General features: G+C 70.4%; 22 protein-coding genes and 1 pseudogene. 11 read left to right on the top strand and 12 right to left on the bottom strand.

Annotation, left to right across the window (positions count from 1 at the left end; translation table 11 throughout):
- Positions 1 to 61: 61 nt before the first annotated feature.
- Both RM423_RS25815 and RM423_RS25810 read right to left on the bottom strand, forming a co-directional pair.
- Positions 62 to 892, bottom strand: coding sequence for a recombinase family protein (locus RM423_RS25815; protein ID WP_396327786.1), 831 nt, complete (start codon positions 890 to 892; stop codon positions 62 to 64).
- Positions 849 to 977 (bottom strand): DUF4244 domain-containing protein, encoded by a 129-nt coding sequence (locus tag RM423_RS25810; RefSeq protein WP_396327785.1) that lies wholly within the window; start codon positions 975 to 977, stop codon positions 849 to 851. Before RM423_RS25810 ends, RM423_RS25815 begins: the two co-directional genes overlap by 44 nt.
- Positions 978 to 1,120: 143 nt before the next feature.
- On the opposite strand from RM423_RS25810, the gene RM423_RS18610 reads away from it, so the two are divergent.
- The 6 genes from RM423_RS18610 (at position 1,121) to RM423_RS18585 (ending at position 5,712) form a co-directional block, all read left to right on the top strand.
- Entirely contained in the window at positions 1,121 to 1,507 is a 387-nt protein-coding gene (locus RM423_RS18610; protein ID WP_311424547.1) for an MmcQ/YjbR family DNA-binding protein, read from the top strand.
- A 105-nt stretch (positions 1,508 to 1,612) separates the two neighbouring features.
- Complete coding sequence (locus RM423_RS18605; RefSeq protein ID WP_311424546.1) at positions 1,613 to 1,825, top strand: DUF6158 family protein; 213 nt, start codon at positions 1,613 to 1,615, stop codon at positions 1,823 to 1,825.
- A 281-nt stretch (positions 1,826 to 2,106) separates the two neighbouring features.
- On the top strand, positions 2,107 to 2,319 hold the full coding sequence (locus RM423_RS18600) for a hypothetical protein (RefSeq protein WP_311424545.1): 213 nt from the start codon (positions 2,107 to 2,109) through the stop codon (positions 2,317 to 2,319).
- Between the two features lie 281 nt (positions 2,320 to 2,600).
- Entirely contained in the window at positions 2,601 to 3,590 is a 990-nt protein-coding gene (locus RM423_RS18595) for an acyl-CoA dehydrogenase family protein (RefSeq protein ID WP_311424544.1), read from the top strand.
- Positions 3,587 to 4,945: a bifunctional PIG-L family deacetylase/class I SAM-dependent methyltransferase gene (locus RM423_RS18590; protein ID WP_311424543.1), complete on the top strand. Its 1,359-nt coding sequence runs from the start codon at positions 3,587 to 3,589 to the stop codon at positions 4,943 to 4,945. Before RM423_RS18595 ends, RM423_RS18590 begins: the two co-directional genes overlap by 4 nt.
- A gap of 65 nt (positions 4,946 to 5,010) precedes the next feature.
- Positions 5,011 to 5,712, top strand: coding sequence for a glycosyltransferase (locus RM423_RS18585; protein ID WP_311424542.1), 702 nt, complete (start codon positions 5,011 to 5,013; stop codon positions 5,710 to 5,712).
- 38 nt (positions 5,713 to 5,750) lie between these two features.
- On the opposite strand, the gene RM423_RS18580 is transcribed toward RM423_RS18585, so the two are convergent.
- The 4 genes from RM423_RS18580 to RM423_RS18565 are packed head-to-tail and all read right to left on the bottom strand — an operon-like array spanning position 5,751 to position 9,197.
- Entirely contained in the window at positions 5,751 to 6,506 is a 756-nt protein-coding gene (locus RM423_RS18580) for a type II secretion system F family protein (RefSeq protein WP_311424541.1), read from the bottom strand.
- Positions 6,503 to 7,330: a type II secretion system F family protein gene (locus RM423_RS18575; RefSeq protein WP_311424540.1), complete on the bottom strand. Its 828-nt coding sequence runs from the start codon at positions 7,328 to 7,330 to the stop codon at positions 6,503 to 6,505. Before RM423_RS18575 ends, RM423_RS18580 begins: the two co-directional genes overlap by 4 nt.
- Positions 7,327 to 8,481 (bottom strand): TadA family conjugal transfer-associated ATPase, encoded by a 1,155-nt coding sequence (locus RM423_RS18570; RefSeq protein ID WP_311424539.1) that lies wholly within the window; start codon positions 8,479 to 8,481, stop codon positions 7,327 to 7,329. Before RM423_RS18570 ends, RM423_RS18575 begins: the two co-directional genes overlap by 4 nt.
- The gene (locus RM423_RS18565; protein WP_311424538.1) at positions 8,478 to 9,197 is read right to left on the bottom strand and encodes a hypothetical protein; all 720 of its coding nucleotides are present in this window, start codon (positions 9,195 to 9,197) and stop codon (positions 8,478 to 8,480) included. The genes RM423_RS18570 and RM423_RS18565 overlap by 4 nt, the downstream gene beginning before the upstream one ends.
- A gap of 168 nt (positions 9,198 to 9,365) precedes the next feature.
- Between RM423_RS18565 and RM423_RS18560 the strand changes: the two genes are divergently transcribed.
- Positions 9,366 to 10,163, top strand: coding sequence for an HAD family hydrolase (locus RM423_RS18560; protein WP_311424537.1), 798 nt, complete (start codon positions 9,366 to 9,368; stop codon positions 10,161 to 10,163).
- A 353-nt stretch (positions 10,164 to 10,516) separates the two neighbouring features.
- Here the strand turns inward: RM423_RS18560 and RM423_RS18555 are convergent, their stop codons facing one another.
- Positions 10,517 to 11,176 (bottom strand): DUF402 domain-containing protein, encoded by a 660-nt coding sequence (locus RM423_RS18555; RefSeq protein ID WP_311424536.1) that lies wholly within the window; start codon positions 11,174 to 11,176, stop codon positions 10,517 to 10,519.
- Positions 11,169 to 11,909: an oxidoreductase gene (locus RM423_RS18550; RefSeq protein ID WP_311424535.1), complete on the bottom strand. Its 741-nt coding sequence runs from the start codon at positions 11,907 to 11,909 to the stop codon at positions 11,169 to 11,171. The genes RM423_RS18555 and RM423_RS18550 overlap by 8 nt, the downstream gene beginning before the upstream one ends.
- A gap of 179 nt (positions 11,910 to 12,088) precedes the next feature.
- Here RM423_RS18550 and acs point away from each other — a divergent pair, with 179 nt between their 5' ends.
- A complete protein-coding gene (gene acs, locus RM423_RS18545; protein WP_311424534.1) occupies positions 12,089 to 14,062 on the top strand; it encodes an acetate--CoA ligase in 1,974 nt (657 codons plus the stop codon).
- Between the two features lie 127 nt (positions 14,063 to 14,189).
- On the opposite strand, the pseudogene RM423_RS18540 reads toward acs, so the two are convergent.
- Positions 14,190 to 14,519, bottom strand: a pseudogene (locus tag RM423_RS18540) (SDR family NAD(P)-dependent oxidoreductase); the annotation flags it as partial.
- 83 nt (positions 14,520 to 14,602) lie between these two features.
- Here RM423_RS18540 and RM423_RS18535 point away from each other — a divergent pair.
- Both RM423_RS18535 and RM423_RS18530 read left to right on the top strand, forming a co-directional pair.
- On the top strand, positions 14,603 to 15,010 hold the full coding sequence (locus RM423_RS18535; RefSeq protein WP_311424533.1) for a phage holin family protein: 408 nt from the start codon (positions 14,603 to 14,605) through the stop codon (positions 15,008 to 15,010).
- 9 nt (positions 15,011 to 15,019) lie between these two features.
- Positions 15,020 to 15,943: an alpha/beta fold hydrolase gene (locus tag RM423_RS18530; protein ID WP_311424532.1), complete on the top strand. Its 924-nt coding sequence runs from the start codon at positions 15,020 to 15,022 to the stop codon at positions 15,941 to 15,943.
- On the opposite strand, the gene RM423_RS18525 is transcribed toward RM423_RS18530, so the two are convergent.
- Genes RM423_RS18525 through nth form a run of 3 tightly spaced genes read right to left on the bottom strand, consistent with a single transcriptional unit; the run spans position 15,940 to position 17,857 of the window.
- On the bottom strand, positions 15,940 to 16,386 hold the full coding sequence (locus RM423_RS18525; protein ID WP_311424531.1) for a cupredoxin domain-containing protein: 447 nt from the start codon (positions 16,384 to 16,386) through the stop codon (positions 15,940 to 15,942). The genes RM423_RS18530 and RM423_RS18525 overlap by 4 nt on opposite strands.
- Before the next feature lie 53 nt (positions 16,387 to 16,439).
- A complete protein-coding gene (locus tag RM423_RS18520; protein WP_311424530.1) occupies positions 16,440 to 17,102 on the bottom strand; it encodes an NUDIX hydrolase in 663 nt (220 codons plus the stop codon).
- On the bottom strand, positions 17,099 to 17,857 hold the full coding sequence (gene nth, locus RM423_RS18515; protein ID WP_311424529.1) for an endonuclease III: 759 nt from the start codon (positions 17,855 to 17,857) through the stop codon (positions 17,099 to 17,101). Before nth ends, RM423_RS18520 begins: the two co-directional genes overlap by 4 nt.
- 23 nt (positions 17,858 to 17,880) lie before the next feature.
- Here nth and RM423_RS18510 point away from each other — a divergent pair, with 23 nt between their 5' ends.
- Positions 17,881 to 18,135: a hypothetical protein gene (locus RM423_RS18510; RefSeq protein ID WP_311424528.1), complete on the top strand. Its 255-nt coding sequence runs from the start codon at positions 17,881 to 17,883 to the stop codon at positions 18,133 to 18,135.
- The last annotated feature ends 7 nt before the right edge of the window (positions 18,136 to 18,142 follow it).

Here is an 18,142-nt window from a genome sequence, read left to right as displayed (position 1 = left end):
CCGATATTCTTCACCCTGAAGGTGCTCCTTGTTGACGACGATCTGGCCTCAAGAACCTCGATCATCGTTGACCTGGAGCACTTTTCAGTTCACCGGCACGCCGCCACCATGAAAGCCCCGGGCTAGCTTCCCAAATTTCACGCTCCCTTTGGGGCCAGTGAATACGCATCCCGGCGATATGTGGCGAAGTGAGCGCCCGCACAAGGGATCTCTGCGTAACGGCACGACCCAGCCGTTCGCTGACCCACCGCGCCGTGCCCGTCGTACTGTTTCCACTCTGGATTCGCCGGACGGCCTCCCGCGCGGTTGCCGCTTCGATCGGATCAATCGTTACACCGTCACACTCGTACCCAAAAGGTCGCGGCCCTCCGCCCTTCCAGCGGCCCGCGGCTGCGATCTCGCGATGCTTTCGGACGATCCTCTCCGACTTGTGTTCTGACTCGTGCTCCGCAACTGCACCGACAAGCCGCGCCTGCAATCGACCGGAGGCCGAAGACAGGTCGATATCGCCTTCGGTCACAGTATGGATGTCTACATGGTTCGACTCGATAAGACGGATGACCTCGTTCAGGTCCTCGCTGCGGCGATAAAGACGGTCACTATGCCAAGCGACGATTGCTTCGACCTCGCGTCGTTCCATCATCGCTACGAGCTGCCGCCAACCCGGCCTTACGGTTCTGCGGGAGTACGCCGACGCATCGTTATCAGACAGAATGATGGGCGTGCCGAGACCGAGCCGTTGACAGAGACTGAGACAGTCTTTGGTCTGCCGGTCAACACCAGCTCGTTCACCCGTCCGGTCAGTCGAGATGCGTACATAAATAACGACCGCCACAGGTTGTAGCTTATCACGCAGTGGCGAACGCCACTGCCGCGACCGTCCCGACGGCATACTCGGCGGTGCTCATTCCGGCCTCCGTCCCCAGCCGCGTGACCCGCACACGAAGCTGCCGAAGCAGCTGTCCCACTCGTGCCATGTTGTGTCTCCCCACCGGTCTGTGCCCCTCGATTCGTTCGAAGCAGCTGACTACGACCTTCGCCGATGCAGCCGACGAAAAACGGGCGCGAGCCGGGATTGTGGAAAGCCCACTGTGCTGTGGACGACGGCTAACCTGCGGTCATGATGACCGTCGATGAGGTGGCCCTACTGGCCTCGGAGCTGCCCGAGGCCAGCGAAGGCGAGCGGTACGGCAATCGGAGCTGGAGCGTCGCCGGCAAGGCGTTCGCGTGGGAGCGCCCGTTCAGCAAGGCCGATCTCAGGCGCTTCGGCGAAGCCTTCGCACCTGACGGACCGATCCTCGCCGTGCGAGTGCTGGACCTGGCCGACAAGGAGGCTGTTCTCGCCGAGAACCCCCACGGGTTCTTCACGATCCCGCACTTCGACGGCTACCCCGCCGTGCTGGTACGGCTCGACCTGGTCACCAGCACCGCACTTCGGGAGGCGCTGCTCGACGGCTGGCTGGCCTGCGCGCCGCGCGCCCTCGCCGACCGGTACTTCAAGAGCTAGGGCATACCGCTCAAGCGGGCGGACCTGGGACGTTATGTTGTAGCCAGCGGCTCGAACCGGAAGCCCTTCCTTGCACTACGGCCACGTCCAGTGGCGGAGGACCGCATGTCATCTGGCATCCCAGCATCAGAGCTCTCCGACGACGACCTCAAGCGCGAGCTGACCCACCTGCACGAGAAGCGGCACGACATCTTTCTCGATGGCACCACCGAGCAGCTGGCCCATCACACCTTGCGGATGCGCGAGCTCGAAGAGGGCTACCTGCGGCGGTTCACCGGCGAGGTCCGTGATGCCGAGGACAAGCTCAACGACCTGTAGCCGTGGCAGACATGGTCGGTGATGGCCACCGCCCTGGAGCGCCCTGGCGCTGAGCGTTACTGGCCCGGGACCTGCAGGTCGCGGCGCCCGCGCTATCGCGATAAGGCGTTCAGTCGTCGTGCGAGGCTGACGTTCAGCGCCGCCACGCGATCCCCTGCCTCACCGCGGTCACGGCCAGCACGCCTCTCGACGCCGCCACCAGCCCTCGGCGACGGCGACGGCGAGCAGGTGCGAGCGCACCCCTGGCTGAGCAGGATAGGGAGCACGCAGGGAGGTTCGCTATGCAGAACTCCGAAGGGCCGCCGGTCTACAGCGCCTTGACGCTCCGTCTGGTGCTGGCCTCGTTCGGCATCGTCTTCTTCGTCGGGGCCGCGATCGCGGCGATGATCGGCGGCCTCTGGTGGTTGGGCGCCATCCTGTGGATCGGCGCCATCGTCGGCGTGGTGGATATCGTGGTCATCGCCCGACGCAAGCACAGGGGCGAGCCGGGCTGACCTCAGGAGCCCTTGCGTCCCGGAACTCCCAGAAGGTACTGCTGCGCCATCAGACCGAGCCGCACCGCCCCGCCCCGCTCCGCCCCGGCACGACCGCGCGTCGATCGGCCGGCGGGACCGACCACGTGCCCAGATTCGCCGCTCCCCGGGCGCGCGCGTTACGGTGTGCCCGCCGGGGGAACCCGGACCGCACCTGGGCCACAGGCGAGCGGATCCAGCTGGTCCGGACACAGGTACGGGGAATCAGGACTCCGTTCGGATCGTGTCCGCCCGGAGGTTCAGTGCTCGATAGCGAGCTCGCCATGGCCGCCGCGGCCGCGGCCGGGGATGCCTCCGCGGCGCTTGCGGTGGCCGACGCCGCCACCGCCCTCGTCTTTCCGACCGGTCCCGCGACGACCGAGCCGTCCGCCCGCTGTGTTCAGGAGCTGCTGAGCGACCTGGCCGAGATCGATCTCACCGTCGCCCGGGTGGTCGAGCCGCAGCTGGACGCACTGTTGATCCTGCGCGAGGCCGGCGTGCGGATCCGACCGGGCCGGTGGGGCGTGTACGCCTCCGAGGCGCCGGGGCTGGTGCTCAACGCTGTGCGGGTGGACGACGGCTGGCGGCTGGACGGTGTCAAGGAATGGTGCTCGCTGGCGGGAATCCTCGACCGCGCGCTGATCACCGCCCGCACGGACGAGGGCTACCGGCTCTTCGCCGTCGACCTGCACCATCCCGGGGTCAGCGTGGGCGATCCGGCGGGCTGGGCCGCGCGTGGGCTCACCACCGTGGTCAGCACCGCGGTGGAGTTCAGCGCGGTGGCCGCCGAGCCGGTCGGAGCGGTGGACTGGTACCTGATCCGGCCGGGCTTCGGCTGGGGCGGCATCCGGGTGGCCGCGTGCTGGTACGGCGGCGCGCGAGCCGTGTACCACCACCTGCGCGCGGCGCTCGGGACCCGCAGCCGGCCCGACCCGATCCGGCAGGTCGCTCTCGGCCACGCTGAGGTCGCATGCTGGTCGGCCGCCCTCGCACTGGAGCACGCCGCGGCCGAGATCGACGCCGGCCACGCCTGCGCGGATGCCGGCGCGGTGCTCGCGGCCCGGACCCGCGCGCTGGTGGCCGATGCGGTGGAGACGGTGCTGCGCGACAGCGGGCACGCCCTCGGCGCGGCCCCGCTCGCCTTCGACATCGACCATGCTCGCCGCGTCGCGGACCTGCAGCTCTACGTCCGCCAGCACCACGCGGAGCGTGACCTTGCCGCCCTGGCCGCCCTGCCGCGGCCGGGCGGGTGAGGGCTTTCAGCCATCGGGACGAGGGAATCGCGCCGTCGCGGTGGCGCGCGGAGCCCTGGTGGAACGAGGCGTTGCCGATCGGCCTGCCACCCACGGGCACCCGGATCGTGGCACTCGCCGCCCATCCCGATGACGAGACGCTTGGCATCGGCGGCCTCCTGCACGCGGCGGCGCGGGGCGGCCTCGACGTGACCGTGGTGGTGGCCAGTGACGGCGCCGCCTCGCATCCGGGCTCGCCGACGCACTCACCGGAGCGGCTCGCGGTTCTGCGCCAAGCCGAGATTCTGGCGGCGGTGGCGAGGTTGGCCCCGCTGGCCACGGTGCGCTGGCTCGGCCTGCCCGACGGCGACCTCTCCGCGCGGGTGGACGACATCGCCCTGGCGCTCGGCGGGGTGCTGGGCGACGACACCGATCTGTGGTTGCTGTCGACCTGGCGTGCGGACGGCCATCCCGACCACACCGCATGTGGGCTCGCCGCGGAGCGGGCGGTGGCCGACCGGTCCCGAACCCGGTGGTGGGAGTACCCGGTGTGGCTGTGGCACGCCGGGAACCCGTCGGCGCTGCGCGCCCAGCTGAGCCGGGACGTCCGACGCTTCGCCCTGGACGGCGACGACCGGACGGCTCGGGCGGAGGCGCTCGCCGCATTCAGCAGCCAGGTGCTCCCGCTGTCGTCGGAGCCCGGTGACGAGGCTGTGCTGCCGCTGGCGGTACTGGCGCACGCCGACCGGAACCAGGACGTGCTGTTGGAGCCGGGCGGTCATCCGGCCGCGTCGCAGGAGTACTTCGCCCGGCTGTACGCGAGTGCCGAGGACCCGTGGTCGTTCGAGTCGAGCTGGTACGAGCGGCGCAAGCGCTCGGTGCTGCTAGCCGCCCTGCCGCGGGAGCGGTTCCGGCGCGCCTTCGAGCCGGGCTACGCGCGGGGCGACCTCAGCGTGCTGCTGGCCGACCGCAGCGACTGCCTGATCGCTGACGAGTGGTCCGAGCAGCCGCTCCGCGCGGCTCAGCGACGGCTCGCCGGCCGGAGCGGGGTCGAGGTGAGACGCGGCAGAATTCCGGACGACTGGCCGGCCGGTGCGTTCGACCTGATTGTGCTGTCCGAGCTGGCGTACTACGTCGCTGACCTCGCGCTGCTGGCGCGCCGGGTGCTGGCGAGCCTGGACGCCGACGGGGTGGTGGTCCTGCTGCACTGGCGCCGGATCGCGCCGGACCACCCGCACACCGCCGAGACGGTTCATCTCGCGTTGCGCGCGGCGCTGCGGTTGCCGGTACTCGTTCGGCACGAGGAGGACGACTTTCTGCTCGACATCCTCGCTCGTGATCCCCGGTCGGTGGCCGCGCGAGAGCCTGCGCTGTGACCGTCGAGCAGCTCGGCTTCGCCCTGTGACCGTCGAGCGGCCACCGTGACAATCGGCTTTGCGCTGTGAACATCGAGCGAATCGGTGTCGTCGTGCCGGCCCGCGACGAGGCGCCCCGGCTGGAACCGTGCCTGCGTGCGCTTGCCCGGGCGGTGGCAGCCGTGGAGCAGCCGGTCGACGTCGTGCTGGTACTGGACAGCTGTGCCGACGACTCCGCGGCCATCGTGGCCCGGCTGAGCCCTGATCTGCCCCTGAACCTCGCGGTGGTAACGACGGCGTACGCAGCGGCCGGCGCCGCTCGCGCTGCTGGCGTGGACCACCTGCTGAGCGCGGCGGGCACGGCGGGCACCTGGATCGCGACGACCGATGCGGACTCGACCGTGCCGTTGCATTGGCTGCGCGGTCACCTGCGCTGCGCGGCACGGGGAGCTGAGGTCGTCGCGGGGACGGTGCGGGTGCTGGACTGGCATGCTCGCTCGCCTGAGGTCCGCACGCGGGCCGAAGCCCTGTACGCGCGGCCGCTGAGGACCGGGGGCCACGGGCATGTGCACGGAGCGAACCTCGGGATCTCGGCCCCGTTGTACCGGCGGCTCGGCGGTTTTCCGCTGCGTACTCATGACGAGGACGTGCGGTTGATGGCGGCCGCCGAGGCCGCTGGCGCCGTGGTGGCCTGGGCGCCCGACATCGCTGTGACGACCTCAGCCCGCTCCGATGCCCGAGCCCCGCACGGTTTCGCCGCCCACCTAGACCGGCTGGCGGCCGGCTGAGGTCGGTGCGGCGGACGGTGGTGCGGGTCCGCCGACGGTCACGTCGGCATCCCGCCCAGCACATCGCCTGCGATACCCGCCACCACCGGCACCACCCCGATGCACACGAACGCCGGCAGAAAGCACAGCCCGAGCGGCAGCAGGGACAGCACGCCCACTCGTTCGGCTCGGGCGATGGCCTGCCCCTGCTGGGAAGCCCGGCATTCCTGCGCCGCGGCCGACAGCGCCCCCGCGAGCCGGGCGCCGCTGTGCGCACACCGTCGACCTGCTGCCGTGACGGGGCCATAGCCGGCGATGGCGTCGAGCGCGGTCCAGGCCTGAACCGGATCGGTGCCCAGTTGCAGCAGCCGGCCCACTCGTTGCAGGGGCTCCACGACAGCCGCGTGCGACGGCGAGCCGAACTGCTCAACGGCAACCGCAACCCCGGCGATGGCCTGGTCCGGCGGAGCACCGGCCGACAGGGAAGAGGCAACGAGATCAAGCACAAAGGCTATCGATCGTGCATCGGGAGGCGTCGAGCCAACAGTGACCTTGCGCAGGACGATCGCCAGCCCCGCTCCGGCCGGGAGCGCGGCAACCAGCCCCACTGTGCCGCCGAGTGTCGCGAGCGCCAGTGCTGCCAACGTTCCGGCTACGAACGGCAACCGCCGGGGAGTCAGCAACCGGTTCCGCGCGTGCCCCTGCCGCGTGCTGCGGTGGGCCGGCTCCCGGCCGGGTCGGCGGGTTCCGGACAGCACCAGTCCGGCGGCCAGGGCCAACCAACCACCCGGCGCGATCAGCAGACCCCCGATCACGGCAGTGCGCCACGGGTCAGCGCCAACGTCCACACCAGGCCGGCGACGTCCAGCATCACTCCGGCCGTCAGGAGCGCCAATCCGATGGGCGTGTGCAGCAGCACGCGCGCCGGATGTGCCCCCATCGCGGCGCCCATTCCCAGCCCGACGGCCGGTAGTACGGCAAGCAGTACCGCGGAGGTCCTGGGCCCGGTCAGTGCGGCCTGCACGGCTCGGCGGGTGGCCCGATCGGCAGCTACATCGGCGTGTACCCCGGCCAGCACGTCGGTGAGCGGCGAACCGCCCTGGGTGGCGATCGCGCACGCCACCGCCAACGGCGCCAGCATCGGCTCGGCTGCGAGAGCGGCTGAGACCTCGACGCCCTGTGCGGCCAGCACTGCGGCAGCGGCCATCGCGGAAGCGTGCCGGCCGGACACCGGGGCGGCGGCGGAGAATGCGCCGGAAACCGTGGCGCCCGCGGCGTACTCACCGGACAGCGCAGCGACGGCCGCAAGCAATTCGGCGCGCGCCCGGTCGCTGTCGCGATCACCGGCGAGCAATCTCGCGCACCGGGCAAGCGCAAAGGCCGCGGCCGCCGCAAGCACCCCGGGCACGAGTCCGGCGACCGCACCGCAGGCGACGGCCAGCAGCGCGGCGCACAACCACGGCCGACCGGCGACGGCCCGTGCCACGGACCGAGCGCCCGGCAGCACCGCTGTCCGGCTCACCTCTGTCGGCCGCCCCAACCGGGCCGTGCCCAGCCATGCCAGCCGCCGCGCGGCCGGCGCCGGAAGCGGTACCGCAAGCACAGCAATACCGAGCAGGCAGAACGCGATCGGCGTCACGAGCGCAACAGCGACGGCACCGGCAACTGCGCCTCGTCCAGTCGACGGGTCAGCTCAGCAGCAGCGGGGTGCAGGCCGCCGGTCCGGTTCCACACCAGGCGCGGCTCGGGTTGGTCACCCAGGCGGGGCCACAGAGCAACTTGCTCGACCCGGCGCCGCCCACCCCGATCGCGCCGGATGTGCACGAGCAGGTCCAGGGCGCTGGCGGCCTGGGCGACCAGCGCGGCGGCGGACATGCCGCCCAGAGCAGCCAGGGCAATCAGCCGCGCGGGCACGTCGGACACCGAGTTGGCGTGCACGGTGGCCGCGCCGCCGTCATGACCGGTATTGAGCGCGCCCAGCAGTTCGACGATCTCCGCGCCACGGAACTCGCCCACCACGATCCGATCGGCCCGCATCCGCAAGGACTGCCGGACCAATTCGCGCAGCGGCACATCGCCGGCCCGCTCGACGTTCGCGGCGCGGGCGAGCAGTGCCACTACGTGCGGGTGGTCGACGGCGAGCTCTGCCGCGTCCTCGATGGTGATGATCCGTTCACAGGGGCCGACCGTGCCGAGCAACGCGGCCAGCAGCGTGGTCTTGCCGGTACCGGCTCCGCCGCTGATCAGCATGGTCAGCCGCGCATCGATCAGCGCCGCCAGCAGCTCTGCGAGGTCGGCGGGGAGCGCGCCGAGTTCTACCAGGTCCGACAGGCTCAATCGGCGCCGCGCGAGCACCCGCAACGACAGGGTCGGGTGCGCGACCAGCGGCGGCAGGATCGCGTGCAGCCGGGTGCCGTCCGGAAGTGCGGCGTCGACGTAGGGCGCGGCATCGTCCAGCCGGCGCCCCGCCTGCGCGGCGAGCCGGGTGGCCAACCGGCGCACTGCCGCGTCGGACTCGAAGTACAGTGGCCAGCGCTCGAGCCCATGTCCTCGGTCGACCCAGACCTGATCGGGCGCGTTGACCAGCACATCGGTCACCCCCTCGGCGGACAGCGCATCCTCGAGCGGGCCCGCGCCGGTGAGCTCCGCGGTCAGCTGGCCGGTCAGCTCGGACAGCGCGCCGGAGTCGAGCAGCAGCGCGGATTCCTGCCCGGCGACCTGAGCCATACCAAGCCCGTCGGTGCCACTGGCCAGCCGTGAACGCACCCGATCCACCAGTTGCCCGTTCATGCCGGCACCGCCATTCGATCCGCCGCCGGTGCAAACGATCGGCTGTCCGAACGGCACCAGTCGAGAACGGCCGCCGCGGCCAGCCGGGTCTGCTTGCGTACCCGCCTCACGTCCAGACCGGCCGGGGACTTGCTGGCGGGGTCATGGGGTAGCTCGGCCAGGACCGCGAGGCCGAGCAGCTGGGCAATCCGCGCGGTCGGCAACGCACGTGACGAGCCGCGTACCATCGCAGCGGTCGACGTGGCGTCGAGGCCGGCGGCGATCAGCGCGCTCGCGGTCACGCCACGCACCTCGGCCGGGACGATGAGGATCGTGCGGTCACACCGCGCGAGCGCCGCCTGCCGCAACGGAGAGGGCCAGCGTGCCAGGTCTAACACCACGGTGCTGACCGAAGCGGCGGCGTCGACAACCCGGCCGAGCACCGCCGGATCAAGCACCTGAGCATCGTCAGCGGCCAGGAACGACACCTCGCCCCAGCGAGGAAGGCCATCCCGCAGCACCGCCGGGTCGAGCGTGCCGCCACGCAGCCGGACCTGCCTCCAGCGCGGGCCCGGCAGTTGTTCGCACCCGAGCAGCACGTCGATACCGCCGCCGGTCACATCGCAGTCGATGAGAAAGGTGTGGCCGATGTCCGAGCCGGCGCAACCGGCCAGCACCGCGGCGAACACACTCGCTCCGGCGCCGCCGCACCCCGACAGCACTCCAATGGTCGTCATGGATACAACTCTGGCCACCGGCGGGCAGCTCAGCGCCGCCCCGCAGCGATCTGTGGACAACCGCGGGCGCTGTGGACAGGGACCTCGGTAGCCACGCTGGGCATTACAACTCGCACTCAGCGTGACGGTTGACAGGCAGCTCACCAGCTGGCTGGCTATCCTCACCAGATGGCTAGCTCTGCGGCGTTCTTCGATCTCGACAAGACGATCATCGCCAAGTCGTCCACCCTGGCGTTCGGAAGGCCCTTCTACCAAGGCGGCCTGATCAATCGCCGCACCGTGCTCCGCAGCGCCTACGCCCAGTTCCTCTTCGCCCTGGCCGGCGCGGACGAGGACCAGATGGACCGGATGCGGGACTACCTGACCGCCATGTGCGCCGGCTGGGACGTACAGCAGATCCGCGACATCGTCACCGAGACGTTGCACGAGATCATCGATCCGCTGGTCTACAACGAGGCCGTCGACCTGATCGGCGAGCACAAGGCGGCCGGTCGCGACATCGTCATCATCTCCTCCTCCGGGGACGAGGTGGTCCGTCCGATCGGTGAGATGGTCGGCGCGGATCACGTCATCGCGACCCGGATGGTCGTGAACGAGGGCCGCTACACCGGTGAGGTCGAGTTCTACGCCTACGGCCCACACAAGGCTGCCGGTCTGCGCGCGCTGGCTGAAGAGCGGGGCTACGACCTCGATCAGAGCTTCGCCTACTCCGACTCCATCACCGACGTGCCGATGCTCGAAGCGGTCGGGCACGCCTACGCCGTCAATCCGGACAAGGCACTCCGCAAGCTCGCTGTGGAGAACGGCTGGCCGGTGCTGGCATTCACCAACGTGGTTCCGCTGCGCGAACGGCTGTCAGGGCTGCGGCCGCCGCAGCGAGTTACCGGCGCGGTAGTAGCGGGGACGGTTGCCGGACTGGCCGGGCTGGCCTGGCACCACCGCACGCGACGAGCGAGCCGGGTCTGAACCACCGGCGGCTCATGCCACGGCCTTCGCGGAAACATTCGCGTAACTATTGCCAGGCGGCGACCCGGCGGAGTACCAATGAGGCACGGGAACTTCGGTTGGCTCTGGCGGTCCGCCCCCACCAGCTGAGGCTCCCGCCAGTGGGCAACCGGGCACCCACGCGACGACTCAGCCTTGAAGGCTGTCGAACGCGGGCTCCCCACCAGCTCGCGCCCGAGTGCAGGTGCACGCTTGGTAACCCGATTGACCGCAGAGGGCGCCGTACCCCGGTACGGCGCCCTCGCCTCTGTCAGCGCTGTACCCACTGCCGAACCGGCCCAACCACCCCAACCGATCGATCGATCGATCGATCGTCAGCGGTACGCGGGGCCGCCCAGTTCGGGCAGCCGCGGAACCTGCCAGCGCGGATCGGGCTCGAAGTCACACCACGTGCCGTCGAACGGAAACCGGCCCGCGTCCAGGTCGGCGACCACCCGGTGACCCTCTTTCCAGATCTCGGCGGCGCCGTCCTCGTCCCAGTAACCGGGCAGGCCCGTCACCGCGGCCAGGTCGTCGACGTCCTTCCACTGCCAGGTCCGATCCGGCAGCGCGACCACGTCCAGCTCGGCATCACAGACATCCACCCCGCGCACGCCGTCCTCAACCCACAGTGGCGAGCGGGTTTCGAGGTTGACGTACCAGCCGTCGAACCGGTGGCCGCTGAACCACCACCACACCGAGTGCGCACGGCCAGGCGGCATCAGAATCAGCGCCGAGCGCCCGAGCCAGCTGCCCGGACGCAACTGCGCGGCACCGAACTCCGCGATCGGTTCGGCCCGGACAGCGGTGCCGTCGGCCTTGATGCGCGATGCGAAACCCGCGCCGACGGGCAACCACAGCAACAGCCCTCGCTCGTCGACGGCCACCACCCGGGTCGCCTGCAGCCAGGATGCGTGCGGGCCGCGCAGATAGCGACGGAGCAGCTCCTCGCCCACCGTCACGACAAGCGGATCAGCCACGAGTGGATCAGCCACGCTGGATCGCCTCACAGATGGCGAGTGACTCGCGGGCCCCGAGCTCGACGGCATGGCAGCAGTGCAGGAGCCACTGGCCGACGCCCTCGGGCCGGCCGGTGCGATAGGCCGCCAGCGCCTCGGCCAGCTCGTGCCGGGCCTCCAAATGCCCGACTTCCAAGGCGCCGAGCGACTTGGGGTCCAGGCCGCGCGAGATCAGCGTCAGCCGGGCGGCCGTCCGGGCCACCACCCCGGACGCCGGAGCGAAGGCATCCAGGCTCAGCACCTCCGCCTGCACGATCGCGGCGACCACCACCGCGGGCGCCTCGGTTTCCGCCAGCACGTCGGCCAGCACGTCCAGGCGATGCGCCACCTCGCGGTCCGGGCGCGGGCGGCCGAGCGACTCCGGGTCGGCGAGGTCGGCGGCGGCCAGGGCATGCAGCCGGGCCAGCACCTGCCGGTGCGCCGTCGGCCAGATGTCGGCGAGCACGGCCAGCTCCGAGGACACCCGCAGCGCGCCCTGCACGATCGGGTCCTTGGCCTCGCCGGCGCGGAGCTCGGCCAAGGTGGCGCCGGAGCCGTCCAGCACCGCCGATGCCCAGGCGCCGCGCAGCAACGACTCGGCCGACACGTCGGAGGACCGGCGGCGCAGCACGCGGTTGCCGAGCAGGGTGTCGACCGACTGCCGGCTGGCCGTCACGGCCTCGGTCACACCGGGCAGGTCCAACAGGGGCGCTAACGGATCGGAGCTCACCTACCGAACGGTAGCCAACGCCCATGCGACCGTCCGCGCGCGGGCGATATGTTGCGGTATCACCGCAGCGGCGTCCGAGGTCGGCTCCATCTTCTCCATCGAGGCGCGGCAGGCTACCGTCGGTGCTGCGAAACGCCGTGCCGGGCAGGTGCCCAGCCGGTTACGGACGAAGGAGCGAAATGAGCGAACCGAACGAAGGACTGTCGAACCTGCTGCACGAGGAGCGCAGGTTCCCGCCGTCGGAAGAGTTCGCGGCCGCCGCCAATTACGCCGCGGACGCCTACGAAACCGCCGCCGCCGACCGGCTGGCGTTCTGGGACGCCCAGGCCCGCCGGCTGGACTGGGCGACCGACTGGACGCAGACCCTGGACTGGACGGCGGCCCCCTTCGCCGCGTGGTTCGTGGGTGGCACCCTGAACGCCTCGGTGAACTGCGTCGACCGGCACGTCGACGCCGGTCGCGGCGACAAGATCGCCCTGCACTTCGAGGGCGAGCCCCGTGACACCCGCTCGATCAGCTACGCCGAACTCCAGAAACTCGTCGCACGGGCCGCGAATGCGCTCACCGAACTGGGCATCCAGCAGGGCGACCGGGTCGCGGTGTACCTGCCGATGATTCCGGAGGCGGTCGTGTCGATGCTGGCGTGCGCCCGGATCGGCGCCGTCCACTCGGTGATCTTCGGCGGCTTCTCCGCCCAGGCAATCCATGACCGGGTGATCGATGCCCAGGTGAAGCTGGTCATCACCGCCGATGGCGGCTACCGCCGCGGCTCGGTGTTCGGCCTCAAGCCGATCGTGGACGAGGCGCTGGCCAAGGGCGAGACGACGGTCGAACACGTTCTGGTCGTCAAGCGCGGCGGCAACGAGGTCAGCCTCACCGAGGGCCGTGACACCTGGTGGGACGACGCGCTGGCCGCCCAGGCCGACACGCACGAGGCCCAGGCCTTCGACGCCGAGAACCCGCTGTTCATCCTCTACACCTCCGGAACGACGGGCAAGCCCAAGGGCATCATGCACACCACTGGCGGTTATCTCACGCAGGTCGCATATACCCATCACGCAGCCTTCGACCTCAAGCCGGAGACGGATGTGTACTGGTGCACCGCCGACATCGGTTGGGTCACCGGGCACAGCTACATCGTCTACGGCCCGCTCGCCAACGGTGCCACCCAGGTCATCTACGAGGGAACCCCGGACACCCCGCATCGCGGCAGGTTCTGGGAGATCGTCGAGAAGTACAAGGTGTCGATCCTCTACACCGCGCCGACGGCGATCCGGACGTTCATGAAGTGGGGTGAGGACATCCCGGCGAAGTTCGACCTGTCCTCGCTGCGGGTGCTCGGCTCGGTCGGTGAACCGATCAACCCCGAGGCGTGGATGTGGTACCGCCGCGTCATCGGCTCCGACGTCGCGCCCGTGGTCGATACTTGGTGGCAGACCGAAACCGGGGCCATCATGATCAGCCCGCTGCCCGGGGTGACCGCCAGCAAGCCCGGTTCGGCGATGCGAGCGCTGCCCGGCGTCAGCGCGGACGTGGTGGACGACCAGGGCAAGCCCGTTCCGAACGGCGGCGGCGGCCTGCTGGTGCTCACCGAGCCGTGGCCGTCCATGCTGCGCGGCATCTGGGGCGACGAGGAGCGGTTCGTCGACACGTACTGGTCGCGGTTCGCCGAGCAGGGCTACTACTTCGCCGGGGACGGGGCCAAGAAGGACACCGACGGCGACCTGTGGCTGCTCGGCCGGGTCGACGACGTGATGAACATATCGGGCCACCGGATCTCCACCACCGAGGTCGAGTCGGCGCTGGTGTCGCACCCGTCCGTTGCCGAGGCCGCCGTGGTCGGCGCGAATGACCCCACCACCGGCCAGGCGATCGTCGCGTTCGTCATCCTGCGTGGCACCGCTGCCGATGGAGGTGCCGAGATGGTGACCGAACTGCGCAACCACGTGGCCGTCGAGATCGGAGCGATCGCCAAGCCGCGCCAGATCCTGGTCGTCGCCGAGCTTCCGAAGACCCGGTCCGGAAAGATCATGCGGCGGCTGCTGCGCGATGTCGCCGAGCACCGGGCCGTCGGAGACGTGACGACACTGGCCGACTCGTCGGTGATGGCGCTGATCTCGGAAGGGCTGGCGGGCACGAAGTCCGAAGGCTGAACGGCCGGAGCGTCAGATCGCAGATGAGGCCGTCCGCGGGAAGCGCCAGTACCGAGGCCAGCACGCCCGCCACCGTCTCGGGCCGCAGGTAGTCGTTCTCGTCGTACTCGCCGGCTTCGGCTGCCCGAACCTCGCGCTGCACCCCGGTCGAGGTCCGCCCGGGGTACACCGTGCTCATCCGAAGCTGCGGCTCCTCGCTGCGCAATGCGTCCGCGTAGGCCCGCAGCGCGAACTTCGACGCGGCATAGGTTGCCAGCGGAGCCCGCGCGTTCAGCCCGGACCCGGAGTTCACGAACACCACGGTGCCGCCGGCCGCGCGCAGGGCGGGCAGCAGCAGCCGGGTCAGCTCGGCCGCCGCCGTTACGTTGACCGCGAACTGCTCGGCGGAGTGGGCCGGAGTGGTCTCCGCAGCGGCCCCGGCGATGCGGGTTCGTGGGTTTGCCCAGGGTTCGGGCATGATTCAGTGGTAACGGCGCAGGTCTGCGCACAACACGAGCGAAGGGATCCCGACGGGTGACCGCAAACCATGGTTCGACACAGGTGACAGGTGACCAGGTCTCGATCGGCACCCTGGTCGCTCAGGCCTCCAGCAGCTTCAGCACCCTGCTGCACGGTGAGATCGAACTGGCCAAGCTCGAGGTCAAGGCTTCGGTCAAGAACGCCGGCACCGGCGCGGGGATGTTCGCCGCCGCGGCTGTGCTGGGTGTGTTCGCCCTGATCTTCGGCCTGATCGCGCTGGCCGAGGGACTGGTCGCCCTGGGCGTCTGGCGCTGGCTGGCGTACCTGATCGTGTTCGTGGTCCTGATCGCGATGGCCGGCGTGCTGGTGCTGATGGGCATCCGCAAGGTTAAGCGCGTCAAGGCTCCGCAGCAGACGATCGACAGCACCAGGGATACCGTCACCGCGCTGCGGCAGGCGACGGCTCACCAGCCGACGCACCGGGCATAGCCAGCCGCCTTGAGCAGCCCCGACGACTCCGTCGTCCTGGTCAACGGACCGTGGACCCACCGGACGATCCGGGCCAACGGCATCGCCCTGCATGTGGTCGAGGCGGGCGAGGGCCCGCTGGTGCTGCTGCTGCACGGCATGCCGACGTTCTGGTGGACCTGGAACCGCCAGCTCACCGACCTCGCCGACGCCGGTTACCGGGCCGTCGCGGTGGACCTGCGCGGCTACGGAGCCTCGGACAAGACGCCCCGGGGCTATGACGCGACCACCATGGCCTCTGACATCGCGCAGCTGGTCACCGCCCTGGGCGCCCGGGACGCCGTCATCGTCGGCACGGACGTCGGTGGCCTGCTGGCCTGGACCATCGCCGCGCACCATCCGCAGGTGGTCCGCCGGATCGCGGTGCTGGGGGCCGCCCATCCGCTGCGGCTCCGGTCGGCCATCCTGTCCGCGCACGGGGCTCAACGCCATGCCTCGTCCTACGCGCTGACGACCTTCCAGGTCCCGCGCTACGGCGAGCGCCTGCTCAGCAGGGACGGGGTCTTCATCCGTCAACTGTTCGACAGCTGGTCCGGCCCGCGGTGGCGCGGCACCCCGAACTATGTCAGCGCGGTGCGGCGCTATGCCGAAGCCATCCGCATTCACCCGACCGCGCACTGCTCGCTGGAGTTCTTCCGCTGGGCGGTGCGCTCGCTACCCCGCCCGGACGGCAGGGCGTACGCGGCATCCATGCGGCAGCCGATCACCAGGCCGGTGCTGCAACTGCACGGCGACTTCGACGGCTGCGTGCTGCCCGCCACCGCCCAGGGCTCGTCGCGGCATGTCTCGGCCGACTACGAGTGGCAGCTGCTGATCGGCGTGGGGCACTTTCCCCAGCACGAGGTTCCCGAACGGGTGTCGGACGAGCTCATCCGGTGGGCAAAACTCGGCTAGCTGCCCAGCACGACGAGCTTGCCGGTCTGCCCCTGGGCGATGTGGATCGTGCACACGAAGGTGTACGTGCCCGGCGCCGGCGCGGTGAACTCCACCGACCTGGTCTCACCGGGATCGATCAGCGGCACATTGTCGGCGGGAAAACCCTGCAGCGACCAGTCGTGCGGCGCGCCCGTACCGGTGTGCTTCAGCGTGATCTTCACCTTGCCGGGGTGCACCGTGATCGTGGACGGGTAGAAGCGATAGGTCTGGTCGGTGGTGATGGTGACCTGCTGCACGCCGGCCTGCGCCGAGGCGGTGGTCGCGCCCTCGTGCGGGTTCCGGTTGATGGCCGACTCGGTCTGGCAGCCGGTCAGCAACACCGCGGCAGTCGCGGCGGCGCACACGCAGGCGGGAGCACGGCGGTGACCGGTGACCGGTCGGGTCCAGCTGGGGATGGGCACCATCCGAACGTACCCGCCGCGGATGTGAGCCCGGACCGGAGTGCGCCCGGCGGTCAGCTCGCTTCGGGCAGTCCCCGGACGGCGTCGCGGTTCCACGGTCGCTCCCACCCGGCCAGGCGCAGCAGCCGGTCGAGCAGCCCGGCGGTGAACCCCCACACGAACAGGCCGCTCACCTCGAAGCCGGGTCCGGTGAATCCGGACGGGTGCCGCACGGTGAACCGGTTCGCGGGATCGAGCAGCTCGGCCAACGGCGCCCGGCGAACCCCGGCGACCTCCGCCTCGTCCACGATCCCGACGGGGTGCGGCTCCCGCCAGTACGCCAGCACCGGTGTGACGACGAAACCGGACGGCGGCAGCCACAGCGCGGGCAGCTCGGCCAGCACGTCGACGGTCTGGGGCCGGACGCCGACCTCCTCCTCGGCCTCGCGCAGCGCCGTGGCCCTGGACGAGGCGTCCTCCGGATCGGTGGCGCCGCCGGGAAAGGCGACCTGGCCGGCGTGACTGCGCAGCGTCGCGGCGCGCTGCAACAGCAGCACGTCGGCTGCCTCGACGCCGTCCGGGGAGGCGAACAGCATCAGCACCGCCGAATGCCTGCCGCTGCCGTCGGACGGCGGAACGAACCGCGACAGGTCCCGGGCCTCGACGGTGCCGGCCGCCTCGGCCAGCGGGCTCAGCCACTGCGGCACGGCGATGCTGTGCTGTGCCGGGTGGCTCATCCGGCGAGTTCCGGATCGGTCTGGGACGGGCTCTTGACCAGCTTCGCGGCCGCGACCGGATCCCTCTCGCCGATGCCGGCGGACGGGCACAGCCTGGCGATGGGGCACACCCCGCAGGCCGGCCGGCGTGCGTGGCACATCCGGCGGCCGTGCCAGATGACGCGGTGCGACAGCATCGTCCAGTCCTTGCGCGGGATCAGTGCGGCGACGTCGGACTCGACCTTCACCGGATCGGTGTTCTCCGTCCACTTCCAGCGCTGGGACAGTCGGCCGAAATGGGTGTCGACGGTGATGCCGGGTATGCCGAAGGCGTTGCCCAGCACCACGTTGGCGGTCTTGCGGCCGAAGCCCGGCAGGGTGACCAGCTCGTCCAGGCTGGCGGGCACCTCGCCGTCGAAGCGCTCCACCAGCTCCTGCCCGAGCCGGATCAGGCTGTTGGTCTTGGCGCGGAAGAACCCGGTGGCGTGGATGAGGTCCTCGAGTTCGGCGCGATCCGCGGCGGCGTACGCGGCCGCGTCCGGGTACTTGGCGAAGACCGCCGGGGTGACCTCGTTGACCTTCTTGTCGGTGCACTGGGCGGACAGGATGGTGGCGACCGACAGCTCCAGCGGGCTCGAGAAGTCCAGCTCGCAGTGCGCGTGCGGGTACAGCTGGGCCAGCTCCCGGTCTATCCGCCGGGCTCGCCGGGTCAGGGCCAGGCTCGATTCCTGCCAGTCGGATTCTTGCCGTTCGATACGCGCCGTTGTCTTCGCCACGCCCACCAGCATATTGGGGCACAATGACAGCCACGATGATCGGATTTCTGGTACTCCTCTTTCCTGTCCTGCTGATGGCCTTCATGCTGATCATGGAGCGCATCGAGGAGCCGCTGACGCGCGTCGCGGTCCAACGCGAGGTCGAGGAGTTTCTGGACCACGCCAACCCCGACGAGCTGAACACCCTGGTCCGCGAGGGACCGGAATCGGCGATGTCGAGATTCCGCCGGCGGCTCCGGCGACGTCCCGGCGGCAGTGGGCAGGCTCGGCAGCGCTAGCCGTTTT

Origin of the sequence: Jatrophihabitans lederbergiae, assembly GCF_031845305.1 — a bacterium.
Taxonomy (GTDB): Bacteria; Actinomycetota; Actinomycetes; order Mycobacteriales; family Jatrophihabitantaceae; genus Jatrophihabitans_A; species Jatrophihabitans_A lederbergiae.
Note: the sequence above shows the minus strand (reverse complement) of the source record. Positions and strands in the feature narration are given on the sequence as shown.

Coding starts and splice junctions, on each gene's coding strand:
- RM423_RS25815 (WP_396327786.1), bottom strand. CDS start 892: ATGCCGTCGGGACGGTCGCGGCAGTGGCGTTCGCCACTGCGTGATAAG.
- RM423_RS25810 (WP_396327785.1), bottom strand. CDS start 977: ATGGCACGAGTGGGACAGCTGCTTCGGCAGCTTCGTGTGCGGGTCACG.
- RM423_RS18610 (WP_311424547.1), top strand. CDS start 1,121: ATGATGACCGTCGATGAGGTGGCCCTACTGGCCTCGGAGCTGCCCGAG.
- RM423_RS18605 (WP_311424546.1), top strand. CDS start 1,613: ATGTCATCTGGCATCCCAGCATCAGAGCTCTCCGACGACGACCTCAAG.
- RM423_RS18600 (WP_311424545.1), top strand. CDS start 2,107: ATGCAGAACTCCGAAGGGCCGCCGGTCTACAGCGCCTTGACGCTCCGT.
- RM423_RS18570 (WP_311424539.1), bottom strand. CDS start 8,481: ATGAACGGGCAACTGGTGGATCGGGTGCGTTCACGGCTGGCCAGTGGC.
- RM423_RS18565 (WP_311424538.1), bottom strand. CDS start 9,197: ATGACGACCATTGGAGTGCTGTCGGGGTGCGGCGGCGCCGGAGCGAGT.
- RM423_RS18560 (WP_311424537.1), top strand. CDS start 9,366: ATGGCTAGCTCTGCGGCGTTCTTCGATCTCGACAAGACGATCATCGCC.
- acs (WP_311424534.1), top strand. CDS start 12,089: ATGAGCGAACCGAACGAAGGACTGTCGAACCTGCTGCACGAGGAGCGC.
- RM423_RS18520 (WP_311424530.1), bottom strand. CDS start 17,102: ATGAGCCACCCGGCACAGCACAGCATCGCCGTGCCGCAGTGGCTGAGC.
- RM423_RS18510 (WP_311424528.1), top strand. CDS start 17,881: ATGACAGCCACGATGATCGGATTTCTGGTACTCCTCTTTCCTGTCCTG.